Annotated in this window: 12 protein-coding genes and 1 pseudogene; 6 read left to right on the forward strand and 7 right to left on the reverse strand. The window is 34.1% G+C overall.

Annotation, left to right across the window (positions count from 1 at the left end; genetic code table 11):
- Positions 1 to 2 precede the first annotated feature (2 nt).
- On the forward strand, positions 3 to 662 hold the full coding sequence (locus AC1RPQ_RS01180; RefSeq protein ID WP_481760952.1) for an ABC transporter ATP-binding protein: 660 nt from the start codon (positions 3 to 5) through the stop codon (positions 660 to 662).
- A gap of 63 nt (positions 663 to 725) precedes the next feature.
- On the opposite strand, the gene AC1RPQ_RS01185 is transcribed toward AC1RPQ_RS01180, so the two are convergent.
- From AC1RPQ_RS01185 to AC1RPQ_RS01200, 4 genes are all read right to left on the reverse strand, one after another.
- Positions 726 to 1,484 (reverse strand): ABC transporter permease, encoded by a 759-nt coding sequence (locus AC1RPQ_RS01185; RefSeq protein ID WP_481760951.1) that lies wholly within the window; start codon positions 1,482 to 1,484, stop codon positions 726 to 728.
- The gene (locus tag AC1RPQ_RS01190) at positions 1,477 to 2,133 is read right to left on the reverse strand and encodes an ABC transporter ATP-binding protein (protein WP_481760950.1); all 657 of its coding nucleotides are present in this window, start codon (positions 2,131 to 2,133) and stop codon (positions 1,477 to 1,479) included. Before AC1RPQ_RS01190 ends, AC1RPQ_RS01185 begins: the two co-directional genes overlap by 8 nt.
- Before the next feature lie 152 nt (positions 2,134 to 2,285).
- Entirely contained in the window at positions 2,286 to 2,633 is a 348-nt protein-coding gene (locus tag AC1RPQ_RS01195; protein WP_481760949.1) for a VOC family protein, read from the reverse strand.
- 19 nt (positions 2,634 to 2,652) lie between these two features.
- Positions 2,653 to 3,978 carry an MATE family efflux transporter gene (locus AC1RPQ_RS01200; RefSeq protein WP_481760948.1) on the reverse strand — a complete coding sequence of 442 codons (1,326 nt, stop codon included), beginning with the start codon at positions 3,976 to 3,978 and terminating at the stop codon, positions 2,653 to 2,655.
- 311 nt (positions 3,979 to 4,289) lie between these two features.
- On the opposite strand from AC1RPQ_RS01200, the gene AC1RPQ_RS01205 reads away from it, so the two are divergent.
- Positions 4,290 to 5,597 carry a sialate O-acetylesterase gene (locus AC1RPQ_RS01205; protein ID WP_481760947.1) on the forward strand — a complete coding sequence of 436 codons (1,308 nt, stop codon included), beginning with the start codon at positions 4,290 to 4,292 and terminating at the stop codon, positions 5,595 to 5,597.
- A gap of 62 nt (positions 5,598 to 5,659) precedes the next feature.
- Here the strand turns inward: AC1RPQ_RS01205 and treC are convergent, their stop codons facing one another.
- Complete coding sequence (gene treC / locus AC1RPQ_RS01210; RefSeq protein WP_481760946.1) at positions 5,660 to 7,306, reverse strand: alpha,alpha-phosphotrehalase; 1,647 nt, start codon at positions 7,304 to 7,306, stop codon at positions 5,660 to 5,662.
- Between the two features lie 17 nt (positions 7,307 to 7,323).
- A complete protein-coding gene (treR, locus tag AC1RPQ_RS01215; RefSeq protein WP_481760945.1) occupies positions 7,324 to 8,046 on the reverse strand; it encodes a trehalose operon repressor in 723 nt (240 codons plus the stop codon).
- 195 nt (positions 8,047 to 8,241) lie between these two features.
- On the opposite strand from treR, the pseudogene AC1RPQ_RS01220 reads away from it, so the two are divergent.
- Both AC1RPQ_RS01220 and AC1RPQ_RS01225 read left to right on the forward strand, forming a co-directional pair.
- A pseudogene (locus AC1RPQ_RS01220) lies at positions 8,242 to 10,235 on the forward strand (PTS sugar transporter subunit IIABC).
- Positions 10,236 to 10,440: 205 nt separating this feature from the next.
- Positions 10,441 to 12,468: a copper-translocating P-type ATPase gene (locus AC1RPQ_RS01225; protein ID WP_481761140.1), complete on the forward strand. Its 2,028-nt coding sequence runs from the start codon at positions 10,441 to 10,443 to the stop codon at positions 12,466 to 12,468.
- 54 nt (positions 12,469 to 12,522) lie between these two features.
- On the opposite strand, the gene AC1RPQ_RS01230 is transcribed toward AC1RPQ_RS01225, so the two are convergent.
- The gene (locus AC1RPQ_RS01230; RefSeq protein ID WP_481760944.1) at positions 12,523 to 13,428 is read right to left on the reverse strand and encodes a proline-specific peptidase family protein; all 906 of its coding nucleotides are present in this window, start codon (positions 13,426 to 13,428) and stop codon (positions 12,523 to 12,525) included.
- A gap of 165 nt (positions 13,429 to 13,593) precedes the next feature.
- On the opposite strand from AC1RPQ_RS01230, the gene AC1RPQ_RS01235 reads away from it, so the two are divergent.
- Together AC1RPQ_RS01235 and AC1RPQ_RS01240 are read left to right on the forward strand one after the other, a co-directional pair.
- Positions 13,594 to 14,586, forward strand: a complete 993-nt coding sequence (locus tag AC1RPQ_RS01235; RefSeq protein WP_481760943.1) for a biotin--[acetyl-CoA-carboxylase] ligase — start codon at positions 13,594 to 13,596, stop codon at positions 14,584 to 14,586.
- Positions 14,573 to 15,097, forward strand: a complete 525-nt coding sequence (locus tag AC1RPQ_RS01240) for a biotin transporter BioY (protein WP_481760942.1) — start codon at positions 14,573 to 14,575, stop codon at positions 15,095 to 15,097. Before AC1RPQ_RS01235 ends, AC1RPQ_RS01240 begins: the two co-directional genes overlap by 14 nt.
- The last annotated feature ends 38 nt before the right edge of the window (positions 15,098 to 15,135 follow it).

The following is a 15,135-nucleotide window of genomic DNA, read 5'->3' on the forward strand; positions in this document are numbered from 1 at the left end:
AAATGATTGAAATTAAAGATGTCGCGTATTGGTATGAAAATAAGGATAACCCCTTATTTGAAAAGGTTAATTTAACTTTTGAAAGAAGTAAATCATATGCAATTGTCGGTAGTAGTGGCTCAGGAAAAACAACATTTCTCTCACTAATTGCTGGTTTAGATAAACCAAAATCTGGAGAAATTATATATGAAGGTGAGGCAATCAATAAAATCGGATTAACTCATTATCGAAATAAAGATGTCTCGATTATCTTCCAATCCTATAATTTATTTACTTATATGTCAGCGTTGGAAAACTTAATGACTGCGATGGACATTACCGGAGCAACACATGCTGGTGATAAACAATATGCCTTTGATATGTTGAAAAAAGTTGGTATTGATGAGGATATGGCTAAGAAGAACGTTCAACATCTTTCTGGTGGGCAACAACAGCGAGTCGCTGTTGTCAGAACGATGTGTTGTGACGCACGATTAGTCGTAGCTGATGAACCGACCGGTAATTTGGATGAAGTTAATACGAAAGAAATTATTGAATTACTTCAAGATTTAGCTAAATCACAAGATAAATGTGTCATCATTGTAACGCATGAACCAGATGTTGCTAAAATGTGTGATACGCAATATGTATTGAAGGACCGTGAGTTTCAAGTTATAGAGTAAGAAATAGCCATATGTATAAGGAAAACTTATACATATGGCTATTTTAGTTGATTGATATTTAATTTATCGTAGTTGCTTCTTATCATTAAAAAATTGTTTATATGAAAGATAACAAACACTAATTGATGAGATACTTGTTGCTGAAAGTAACATGAAAGTGACCATGATTTGGTATTTAATCGCAAAGACAGGATCAACACCGGCGAAGATTAACCCAGACATCATTCCAGGTAAACTAACGATACCAACCGTTTTAGCTGAATCAATAGTAGGCGACATCCCTGTTTTGATACTTTCACGGATAATAGGGTATGCTGCTTGTTTGAGATCTGCACCGAGTGCTAGTTTTTCTAAAATCTGTTGGCGTTGATCACGGAAATTACTGTTAAGGTTACGGTAACAAAGACCAATCGCAACCATTGAATTACTAGCAATCATACCAGTAATTGGAATAATTTGTGAAGGAATAAATTTAAGCGTTCCAGCTAGTAGTAAAAGGCCAAGTGTAACGGACGTACTACAAAAAATGGCAATGAACGAAATACGAAAACTATGTGGAATTCCTGCGCTTTTTTTATGTGCACTATACGCAGCGTTAAAGAAAACAATGAACATCATAACTAAAGTTAGAATAATATTATTAATATTAAAGACGTACTTTAAAATGTATCCGACGATGACTAATTGGATAATTGCACGAATGACACTATAAATAATATCTTTTGCTAGGCCTAATTTTTCTTTATATACAATTCCTAGTGAGACAAGTACTAATGAAAAAGCGAAAACGAGAGAAAGATTATTAACGGCTAAATTATGCATGTCTAACCTCCGTTATTTTTCCGGCCTCGATATTAATTAATTGATCAGCCAGTTTTATTTCATTATCATCATGAGTAACAGCGATAATAGTGATTTTATTTGAGTCATTTAAACGATTAATTAATGCGTGTATAATGTTTTTACTTTCTGAATCTAAAGCACTTGTGATTTCATCAAGCAGTAAGATTTTGGGTAAAAAGATTAAATTACGAATTAAGGCAACACGTTGCTTCTCGCCACCAGATAGTTCATTTATTGATTTCTGAAGATAACTGCTGGGTAAGCCTACGGATTCTAATTCAGAAATGGCACGAGATTCATCGAAGTCTTGCTTACGAACGATATAAGGAAACTCCAGATTGTCTTTAACGGTTTCGCCGAATAAAACGGGGGTTTGGAAGCAATAAGAAACAATCCGACGATATTCGATTGGGTCATAACTGTCAATTGATTTTTCATTGAACTTAATATCACCAGATGTTCTTGAAATTAAACCAGCGATTAATTTCAAAACGGTACTTTTACCGCTTCCAGATGGACCGGTGATTGTTAAAAAGTCTCCAGGGTTTACTTGAAAAGAGATGTGGTTCAAGATTGATTGGTTACTAAGTTCTAGTGAAATATCTTGTAAATCAATAATAGGTTGCATAGTAGGACCGCCTTTCTGATATAACTCATTTTCAGATTACCATGTTTAGCTGTGGGAATAAAGAAAAGTATTTTAGAGAATCTAAGCATATAGATTTAAAAACCTAATAGTAGTAAAAAAGCTAACATCGCTTAGATGTTAGCTTAGTAAATCTATTTCTGATAACTAATTAATTCGATTATATGCTGATCTGGATCTGAAATTGTAATCGATTGTGCATTTTTAACATCTTGCTTTTCAATCGGGCCAGAGATAATAGTCACAAAATAATTTTTCAAGTGATTTTCCATAGCGGTCATTGAATCACTAACGACGAAACTAAGTGTCATTGGAATAACATTAGTTGATGGCTCAAAAATAATTTTTTGATGGCCAAAATGAACAGTAGGTAACTCACTATTTTCAATCATAGTCATATCAAAAACTTCATGATAAAAACGTAAACTTCTTTGGACATCAGTTACGGGAATTGTGATTGCTTCAAAACGTTTAACTTTCATAAAATAAGAAACCTTCTTTTTATTGTTTTTTAATTTGTTTATTAAAGAAACTGAATAGGAATACAGTACTGATGACGACAATGATTAATTCTGTGACGGGTAAAGCAACCCAAACACCAGTTAAGTTGAAGAAGTGGGCAAAAATAAATAATAAGCCTAGTAGTAAGACATAACCGCGCAAGATAGCTAGAATAAGTGCATGTTTGGGTTCGCCAATCGCTGAGAAAAACATGCTAAACACAACATTAAGGGATGATCCAAATAAGCTTAAGAAGTAGATTGGAATGCCTATTTCAGCATAATGGATTAACTCTTGGTTGTTACTATTATTGAATAATGCAATAATAGGATCTTTTTCAAAGGTCAATGTAAGGTATAAAATTGTGCCAATAATAAAACTAACAATTAACCCAAAACGTAATATTTGCTTAACTTCTGGCCAATTCCGAATTCCAAATTCTCGACTGAGTAAAGGCTGAATTCCTTGGGCAACACCATTAAAAAGTGATAAAGCGACTAAGACGATGTTTGCGATAATTCCATAGGCTGCGACAGCTGTATTTCCCGCTAAACTTAAAATGACAAGGTTGAAAGCAAAAATGCTGACACCTGTACTCATTTCAGTTAGAAAGACAGGGAACCCGAATTGAACAACTTTTTTTATTGTCTTAAAGTGAATAGACGTTCGTTGGAGCGTTAAAAGACGTCCTTCCTTTTTACGATGGAAGGTTAATATAGCTAAAGCAACAATTGGAGAAACAGCAGTTGCCATTGCAGCACCACCCATACCAAGATGTAATGGGTACATAAAAATATAATCAAAAATGATATTGAATAAACTAGATACTAACATGGCAACCATCGATAAATGTGGATTATTATCGTTTCGAATGAAACTTAAAACGAGATAATTACAAGCAAAGAATGGTGCAGCTAGCAAAATATAAGTTAGGTATTCAGCAGCTAATTTGTAAGTTCCTGCGTTTGCACCTAAAAAATAGAGTAAAGGTTTCATGAATAAAAAGCCTAAGACTGAGAAAGCTAGGCCGAAAATAATCCCAACAATTAAAACCTGTGTGAAAATTTTTTGACTCGCTTTTTGATCCTTAATCTTTAAAATAGAAAATAAAGTTGCACCACCAATTCCGAGTAACAACCCGACGCCATTTAATAAATTAAAGAGGGGTAATACAATATTTAAAGCCGCTAAACCAGTTGTTCCAACCGCATTAGCAATGAAATATGTATCTGCCAGAAGATACACAGATAAACCTAAAGTACTTAAAACGTTCCGTGTGACGTAACCTGAAAGTTCACGACGGATAGAAACCGTTTGATTATTCATTTTGAGCTCCTTATCGGTACCTATTTTTTATAATCTTATAATAATGGACAATAAAAAATAGGTACCAACATCCTTCATTAAAAAATGGCCTCTTGGATGTGATAACTATTATTTTTGTAAAACCCGGCGATTTTACACTGTTTTGACTGTCTTTATTCTAGCAACTATTATTCAAAATAGCTAGGACAAACAACTAAATAATAGTCAAAGTAGCTGACTAATCCATTTGATAAAAAGTCGATAGAGGCTTATCTTATGTTATAATTGTAAAGGATACTTAATGGACAGCGACTAGAAAGAAGGGTTTAACAGTGGCAACAACATTGCGATTAGCACCACTATTTACTAATCATATGGTTATGCAACAAGATCAGACAACACGTTTTTTTGGTTATGCAGAACCCAATCAAGAAGTAACTGTAACGATTTCAATGGGCGGTAGCGAAGATACAATTGAAACAGGAATTGCTGATGATACAGGATACTTTTTAATTGAAAGTATCTCATTTTTAGCACCTACAATTGTGACCGTTCTAGTTAAATCAGGAACAGATAAAATAATTTTACGCGACGTACAATTTGGAGATGTATTCTTGATTGCTGGACAATCAAATGCTAACTTCAAAATGGCTAAAGATGATGAATTTGATCATAATAAAACAATGCCAATGATGAATTTACGTTTTATCAATATACCTGAAAAGCAATCAACAGAAGAAAATCCATGGCAAATTGTTGATGAAGAAAATATTGGTAACGTTACAGCATTAGGCTATTATATGGCTAAGAAGGTTCGTCAATATGATGAATACACACCAATTGGCCTTGTATTATGTGCTAAAAATGGGACTTCAGCTGCAAGTTGGGTATCAGAAAGTACACTAATAAATAACGAGACTTTAAAAGCAGCTTATGTTGATACTAAAATTCCAAGTTTAGAAGAATCCGATAATTTATACGATACGATGTTATCACAAGTGGGTCCTTACCGATTTAAATTGTTAACTTGGTATCAAGGTGAACGAGATGCAGGAATAGATACAAAACATTATGGGTTACTTTTGAAAAAATTAATCCGTGAATGGCGCAAAACGCTTAAACAAAATAAATTACCAACTTATATTATTCAGTTACCACAATATAATCATAAGATAGCTAATTCATGGGCTGAAATTCGCGATGCACAACAAAAGTTTGCAGCAACAGAAAATCGGGTTTACTTAGTTACAGCTATGGATGAAGATTCAGCTAACGAGATTCATCCAAGTAGTAAAAGACAATTAGGTTATCGTGTAATCGAATTATATTCTAATTTTGGTAAATTCGATGAAATGCAAACAAGTCCACAATTATCTGAAATTTCAGCTGATGTAAAACAAATGCGTCTTAACTTTTCAAATTGTGAACAACTTGAAACAACAAATGATATTGATTTAAAATGGATCATGCCAGGGGATGTTTTAAAACCTGCAGTGATTGATTTAGGTACAAATGATATCAAGATTCGATTAGAAGAAGAATCAATTGGCTTACAGTATGCATATGCAAATGTAACTTCTGCCGGCTTATGGAACGAAAACCATATTCCAGTTAGTCCTTTTAAAATCTACTTTGATTAATCTTAATAAGTTCTAAATAAAGCAGCCTTACAATTTAAAATTGCAAGGCTGCTTTATTTTAGTTAGTCAATCAAAAAGGCAACTGACTGATATGGAGCTAACGTCATAGCTGTTTCTAATTTGATATCGGTTGGATAATTATTGATGACAGTTGATATTTCCCCGGTAAATGCAGGTAAAGTAATCGTTGTCGTTGTACCATAGAAATTATTTAAAACAATTAAACGTTGATTTTTTAGTATTCTTTGGTAAGCAAAAACTTGAGTATCGTCCATTAAAAGAGGTTGATAATCACCAACAGAGACAATTGGCAGAGTCTTACGTAATTTAATTAGTTGTTGATAGTAATTAAATATTTCGCCGCGTACTAATTCATTTTGAACGTTGACGATAGACTGATTCATTGGCATCAACCATGGTTTTTCAGCTGAGAACCCTGCATACTCAGAGTTATTCCATTGCATGGGAGTACGACTATTATCACGAGATTTTGCTTGAATAATGTCTAAGGCTTCAGTTTCACTGAGTCCTTTCGCTAATAATGTTGGGTAAATGTTTTTGGTTTCAATATCATTATAATCAGATAAATGCTGATATTGAGGATCGCTCATCCCAATTTCTTCTCCCATATAAATAAAAGGCGTTCCACGTAATAAATGAATAGTTGTCGCTAGCATTTCGGCAGATTTTTCACGAAAATGGACGGGATCACCAAAACGATTAATAGCACGAGGCTGATCATGATTATTCCAAAATAAAGCGTTCCAACCATGACCAGCTGTCATACCTAATTGCCAATCATTTAGAATGTTTTTTAAACTCATAAAGTCAAAAGGCATCGTCGTCCATTTATTTCCATGGGTATAGTCAACTTTTAAATGGTGGAAGGTAAAGACCATTGATAACTCGTTGTTTTTGCCTAACGTGTATTCAATACAATTATCGATTGAAGTAGAAGACATTTCACCAACGGTCACAGCATCAGGGTCTTGACCAAAACTAGATTCGTTAAGTTCTTGTAGATATTGATGAACTATTTTTTTATCTGTATACATAAGTCTACTATCAGTACCATAAGGTGCATCAAGTAAATTGACATCTTTACCGATGACATTGATAACGTCGAATCGGAAACCTTTAACACCTTTGTTGCGCCAAAAATTAACAATCTTGGCCATTTCTTTTCGAACTGCTGGATTATGCCAATCTAAGTCTGCTTGAGTTGGGTCGTAGAGATGAAGGTAGTACTTACCCGTATTTCCGAAAGCTTCCCATGCAGGACCACCAAATTTAGAATCCCAATTAGTTGGAAGCGAGCTATCTGGTTTTGCTCCACGAATATAATAGTAAGCCATATATTTTGGATCACCTTTTAGCGCTTTTTGGAACCATTCATGTTCAGTTGATGTATGGTTAAAAACCATATCCATCATGACATCGATGCCTACAGATTTTAGCTTGGTAACAAGTTCATCAAAATCAGCCATAGTACCAAACTTAGGATCAATATGATAATAATCTGAGATATCATAGCCATTATCATTTTGTGGTGATATGAAAAAAGGATTAAACCAAATCATATCAATATTGAGTTGTTTTAAATAAGGTATTTTAGCGATAATCCCTTGTAAATCGCCCAGGCCATCATTGTTACTATCATAAAATGATTTTGGGTAAATTTGATAAATAATTTTATCTTCAAATGTCATCGTTATTCTCCTATTAGTTATATTTTCTTCGTCCGTCGTGCAAAATCAACAAAACTAAAACGATCTGAGCGGTGAATAGCTTCGGTAATCTGAAATAAACGACTATCTTGTAAATAGGTTTCACTTCTTATGACAACAACAGATTCTGTTTTTGGAATGTTTAATAATTTTTGGATAGTTGTATCTGCTGGTTCAACTGTAATTTTTTTAATAGCATAACTGATTTCTAAGCCTAATTTATTTTCAAAATAATCATAAAGCGAATTTTGGGCAACTGCTAAAGGTATCTCAGGTACGATATCTGAAAGTATGTAGTCACGATCAATAACACTGGGTTCATTTTTAACAAGTCGTAGACGTTCAATAAATGTCGCTTTATCGCCAACAACAGACTTAGGTGCAAAACTCTCTATAGGAATAGTTGTGACAAGTAACTGTCTAACTTGTGTTTCCGAATTCATTTGAAGAGACTTATTCAGTTCCTCATATGAAGTAATACCTGAGACGGGAAAAGCGAATCGTTGAATATCTAAAACAAGCGATCCTTTGCCTCGAATTTTTTGAATATAGCCATTGGTTAGTAAATTTTGGAGAGCCTTTCGAATTGTTTCGCGAGAAGTACCGTATAAATGGCTCAATTGAATTTCACTAGGTAGGAATGTTCCTGATGCGTAAATATTATGTGTGATTTTAGTGACAAGATCTTGATAAATACCTAAATGTTTATTTTGGTTCGTCATAATAGTCACCTCCAATGATAAGGTTATTTTAACATAAACATTCTAGTCTATACAAGTATATATAAATGTTAATTTAAAAGAAAAGAAAGCGTTGACATCCTGTATAGACAGGTTTATTATAAGGATAACTTGAAAACGCTTAATCGCTGTAAGCGAATCTAGTTAAATAAATTAAAAAAAATGGGGGAGAGAACAATGTCGATTTTTAAAAGAAAACAAAAGGTAAATGATGATAAGTTTTACGCACCAGCAACTGGGGAGTTAATTGATTTAGAAAATGTGAGCGATTCTGTTTTTGCTCAAAAATTAATGGGTGATGGCTTCGGATTTAAACCAACCGCAGGGGAAATTTATAGTCCAGTATCTGGAACTATAACATTGGTTGCATCAACAAAACATGCTATCGGATTCACGATGGATAATGGACTTGAAATTTTATTACACATGGGTGTTGATACGGTTGATTTAAAAGGTGCACCATTTGATATTAATATTAAAAAAGGTGCTCGTGTTCATGGTGGTGAATTACTTGGGACTATGGATTTAACACAAGTTTCTGAAGCACAATTAGACAATGTTTTAATGGTAGTAATTACAAATACACAAGATAAATTAGACAAATTAACATTATCGGAACCACAACCTTTTGAAGGTGGCACGGAAGTGGGATCTGGTACTGCAAAAGGGGAGGAATAGTTATGGCAAAAGATTACACACAATTAGCTACAGACATTATCAAACAAGTCGGTGGTAAAGAGAATATTAAGAGTTTAATCCATTGTATTACGCGGTTACGATTTTACTTAGTTGATGAAAGTAAAGCAGACGATGAAGTGATTAAAAATTTAACAGGTGTAATTGATGTTCGTCATGCTGTTGGACAATATCAAGTTGTTATTGGACCAGCTGTTACTGATGTCTATGATGCAGTTATTGCACAATTAGGAACATCATACGCAGGTGGCGAGGTCGATGCTGCCGATGATGCACCAGCTGAGGAAAAACCAACAACATTCCGTGGAAAATTGAATGCTGGATTTAATACTTTGATTGGTGTTATCACAGGTTCTATGATGCCAGTAATTGGATTATTGGCTGCTAGTGGTATTTTAAAAGGATTACTTCAAATGGCTGTCGATTTTCGTTGGACAGAAGCCACATCACAGACTTACATTTTCTTATCAGCCATGGGAGATTCAGCATTCTATTTCTTACCTATTATTGTTGGATTCACAGCTGCACAGAAGTTAAAATCTGATCCAATTATTATGGCTATTGTTGGTGGTGTCTTGGTATATCCTTCACTTTTTGGTATTGCAACAGGAACAAAAGTGTTTGGACAACTTTTGGGGATGTCATTAAATACTAACTTATTTGGGATTCCAATTCATATGGTTAACTATACTTACAGTATTTTCCCAATTATTGCTGGAGCATGGTTAGCACATTATGTTGAAAAAGGACTCAAAAAAGTTATTCCACAAGTTTTACGAATGATTTTTGTACCATTGTTAGAAGTTATGATCGTTTCGGCCGCTATTATCATTATTGTTGGACCTATTATTACGTTAATTAGTACAGGTATTTCTATTATTTTAAACACAATTTTAACAGCAAACTACCCAATTGCAGGTTTTGTTATTGGTGGATTATATCAATGTTTAGTTATCTTTGGTTTACATTGGGCAGTTGTTCCTTTAATCGCAAACGATATTGCTTCAAAAGGCTACAGCTACTTAAATGCAATTGTTTCAATTACAATGGTAGCTCAAGGTGCTGCTGTAATGGCAGTTATGATTAAATCAAAAATGGCTAACATTAAAGAATTATCTGGTGGTGCAGTTATTGCAGCATTCAGTGGTATTACAGAACCAGCTATTTATGGGATTACCTTAAAATATGGGCGTGTCTTCTTAGCAGCTAATATTGGTGGTGCAGTTGGTGGATTAGTAGCCGGACTATTAAACGTTAATATGTACGGATTTACTGGTTCATTAATCGGATTCCCTTCATTCTTTACACCTTTAAAGTTTGGTGGAGGAATGAGTAACGAAATTAACTTTTGGATTGCATCAATTGTTACAATAATCGTAGCATTTGGTTGTACTTGGGTCTTTGGATTTAAAGATTCCGATGTACTTGCTGAAAAAGAAGTTAACCGTCGTAAAACAATTGGTAAAGATGCATAGAATTGTAAATTAACTAAAATGTTTATGTGATTATATAAAAATGTCAAAGGGATATTTATCTCTTTGACATTTTTTTTGTAACAGATAAATTATTTGACTATCTAAGTTTACAAGTGTAAACTAAAAATATAAATTAATGGAGGCGGTATAAATGGATCACAAAGATATGAAAGAAATGGATCACATGAATATGAATCATAAGGATATGAAAAATATGGACCACATGAGTATGGATCACATGGATATGGAAGGAATGGACCACGATCAAATGAACATGGGTGGGCACATGATGCATATGGGAAATCTAAAATTGAAATTCTGGATTTCTTTAGTTTTAGCAATTCCTATTGTTTTAATGACACCTATGATGGGGATTAACTTACCCTTACAGTTTACTTTCCCTGGATCTGATTGGGTTGTAGCACTTATTGGTACTGGATTATTTTTCTATGGCGGTAAAACATTTTTAGATAGTGCAAAGATGGAGCTTGCAGATAAAAAGCCAGCAATGATGACCTTAATCGCAATGGGTATTAGTGTGGCATACTTGTATAGCTTATATGCTGTTGTGATGAATAATCTTGTAGATCCAAGTCATCATGTTATGGATTTCTTCTGGGAGTTAGCAACGTTAATTGTCATTATGTTGTTAGGTCATTGGATTGAAATGAACGCTGTTATGTCAGCAGGAGATGCTGTTCAAAAATTAGCACAACTCTTACCTAAACAAGCACATATCGTTAGAGAAAATAAAAAAATTGAAGATGTTGATTTAACAAATGTTCATGTTGGAGATATTCTGTTAGTTAAAGGAAATGAAACGATTCCAGCTGATGGAACAATTATTTCTGGTAAAACAAGCGTCGATGAAGCTATGATAACTGGTGAATCGAAACAAGTTGAAAAAGTAGTAGATGATGAAGTCGTTGGTGGATCAGTTAATGGTAATGGAGAAATCCAAATGACTGTAACGGGAACTGGTGAAACAGGTTACTTAGCTCAAGTTGTTAAATTAGTCACAAAAGCGCAGTCAGAAAAATCAGATACGGAAACGTTAGCTGATAAAGTTGCGGGATATTTATTTTATGCTGCCATGACTGTTGGTATTTTAGCATTCATTGTATGGTTAATTACAGGGACATTTAGTCAGGCATTATCAATTCTTGTAACTGTTCTAGTGATTGCTTGTCCACATGCTTTAGGTTTAGCCATTCCATTAGTTGTTGCGAGAAGTACTTCTTTATCAGCTAAAAATGGCTTATTAATCAAAAATAGAAATGCGCTAGAAGTTGCACACACAATTGACACATTACTTGTTGATAAAACAGGAACTTTAACTGAAGGTCATTTCGTGGTAACCGGATATAAAACATTTACTGATCAGTTTTCTGAATCAGAAATTATCGGATTGATGGCGTCGTTAGAACGTGGATCGACACATCCTTTGGGTAAAGGAATCATTCAAAAAGCAGAAGATTTAAAAATTGAGATTCCAACTGCAAGTGAAACACAACAAATTAATGGTGTTGGATTAGAAGGACATATTAACGATGATGCATTCAAAATTGTTTCTGAAGCTTATGTTAATAAACAACAGTTATTAACGGATGAAATGGCTTCTGACAACGAAGGAGATTCAATTAGTTATTTAATTCAAAATGAAAAAGTGATTGGGTATGTTGCTCAAGGGGATCAAATTAAACCAGAATCATTTGGTTTAGTCGAAAAATTAGAAAAAATGAATATCAAAGTGATTATGTTAACTGGTGATAATCAACAAGCTGCTGATAAAGTTGGTGCAAAACTAGGTATTGTAGATGTTCGTGCTAACTTAATGCCTGAAGATAAGGCTAAAATTGTTAGTCAGTTAGAGGGCGAAGGACATAACGTTATCATGGTTGGTGACGGTATTAATGATGCGCCTAGTTTAGCAAGTGCAACAATAGGGATGGCAATTGGTTCAGGTACGGATGTTGCTGTCGACTCTGCAGACGTTATATTAGTTAAAAGTAATCCGATGGATATCATAAAATTTTTGAAATTAAGTCGAAACACAAGATTGAAAATGATTCAAAATCTTTGGTGGGGTGCAGGTTATAATATTATTGCATTACCATTGGCTGCCGGCGTTTTAGCACCAATTGGCTTTATTTTAAGTCCATTAGTGGGTGCAGTTGTGATGTCGTTAAGTACAATTGTTGTTGCAATTAATGCAATGATGTTACACGATTAAGAGATAAAAAAATACCACCGTTGATAGTAGTTATCAATGGTGGTATTTTTTAATTTAATCTTTAAAATTGTCGTTTTCAACATCTGATAAGAAGGTACTTAAATGATCAAAGTAAACAGGAGCGTTATCGATCATATGATGATGACCACCCTCAGGAGTTGTTTCAAGACGAGCATGTGGAATTGTTTCTGACATTCTTTTAGCTGTTGCTAAAGGCATTGTTTCATGTTCGCCAAATGTGATTAATGTTGGGACAGTAATATTTTTAATGCGGTCACGAGTAGACCAGTCTTTTAATTTACCAGTCACAACGAATTCATTGTTACCTTGGAAGTAATTATAAACGGGTTCAGCCATTGTGCTTACTAAATGAGAAATTTGGGCTGGCTTTTTACGATCAACATAGCCGTCATTTAAAATATCGACATAACCTTGGTAACGGTCATTATCAAGATCGTTATTTTTTTCACATTCTTGCATGTAGGCAAGCGCATCAGCATCCAATTCTTTAGCACGAATAGCATTAACGTTTGCTAAATATTCGTTAATATCATCAGTCATACTTGAGATAATAGCACCTTTTAAATGGTCACCATATTTTAAGGCGTATTCTTGAACAAGAGCACCACCCCATGATTGACCAATTAGGTAGAAGTTATCTAAACCTAATTTAATACGGACTTCTTCAACTTCATCAATGAAGTAATCAATATTAAGAAATTTATCAACATTTTCTTGTTTAGTAAAATCTGGTTGATCAGAATACCATGAACCGAGTTGGTCATACATTGAAACCTGAACGCCAAGAGGTGCTAATTTTTCAGCAAAATTTTCGTAATATTCATGTGTACCACCAGGCCCACCATGTAGACAAAGTAGTTGGATATCACCTTGTCCTTCAGTATGAGTCCAGAGATGATAACCATTATCTAACGTAATAATTTTCGTTCCGTATGCCATATTAATCCACCTAATTTCTTAAGAATAGATTAATCATAGCACTTTTATGATTATTTACCAGAATGAAAGTGAGGATGGTATTTTTTTAAGAGTGTTAGTTGCATATTTTAGTGAGTTAGCTTAAAGTTATGTTAACTAATAAAATTAAAAGGTTAACGGTGTAAAATGAAAACTAAAGACAGTATTCTAAAAATATTAGCTGGACAACAAGATACTATTATTTCGGGAGAACTATTGGCTGAAAAACTTGGCGTTTCGAGAACTGCTATTTGGATGGCTATTAAGAGTTTACAAGAGCAGGGTTTTGACATTAAGACGATTCCACAAAAAGGATATAGTCTAAATGATGGTAATCAGTTGAACGCACAACTAATTCAATCTTATTTAACAACTGACATGATGCAAATTGAATTATTTGATGAAGTGACATCTACCAATGTATTGGCGAAAGAGCGTTCAAGCCAGCCCGATATACAGGGTCCACTGTTAATAGTGGCCAATAGTCAAACAGCAGGATATGGTCGATTTGGTCGAACATTTGAATCACCAGAAGAGACTGGGATTTATATCAGTTATTTATTGAGAATTGATCAACCTATCAAAGATGTTGGTCAGCTAACGACAGCAACTGCCATGGCGGTTAGTTATGCTTTAGAAAATAAATTGAAAATTCAACCACAAATAAAGTGGGTGAATGATATTTATTATCAAAATAAAAAAGTCTGCGGGATTTTAACGGAGGCTGTCACAGATTTTGAAACGCAGCAAGTGACAAGCTTAGTTATAGGGATTGGGCTAGATTTTAAAACAGACCTTAAAAAATTATCTCCAGAGTTACAAGATAAAGTGGGTTCATTAATTGATGAATCGAATAATGTCACACGGAATGAGTTGATTGCTGAAATTACCAATCAATTTATCCAAATCTATCAGAATTACCAAAATGGTGACTTCATGAATGATTATCGTAAACGGTCACTAGTTATTGGACAGACAGTTACTTTAAAAAGTGGTCATCAAGAAATTATTGGTACAGTTGAAACAATTAAAGATGATGGACAGTTGGTATTGAGAGATAAAAATGGGCAAATAACGACTTATATGGCTGGTGAAATTACAAAGGTGAATGTGGAAGGCTTAACAAATGGGACAAAATAAACAGTTAAAACAATTAATTATAGCAGCAGAGTTAGCAGCCGTTTTGGGTGTTTTATCCCAGTTAACCATTCCATTGGGGCCAATCCCGTTAACGTTACAAACCATTTTTATCGGATTATTATCGAGTTTGAGACCGGTTCAAGAAGGATTAAAAGCGGTGGGCATTTATCTCCTATTAGGATTAATAGGAATCCCAGTTTTTGCTGGATTTCATTCGGGACTTTTTTCTTTAATTGGACCAACAGGTGGTTATTTATTTGGTTTTTTAGCCTATATTATCTTAACGGGGCTGTTTTTAAAATGGTATGGTAATGGTCGTTGGCAGTTGTACATGGGGAATTTATTAGGTGCTAGTGTGCAATTAGTTTTAGGAGCAATCTGGTTAATGGTTTACCAACAAACCTCGATGCAACAAGCATTTTTAATAGGTATTTTACCATTTTTGATTGTTGGATTTATTAAAGTTATTTTTGTGTGCGAATTGTCTCATTACTTAATACGTAGATATTGATAAATAAAAAAAGAAAATCATCAATAATTTTTTTGATG

The organism is Dellaglioa sp. CoH-57-MRSF-21, assembly GCF_056781915.1.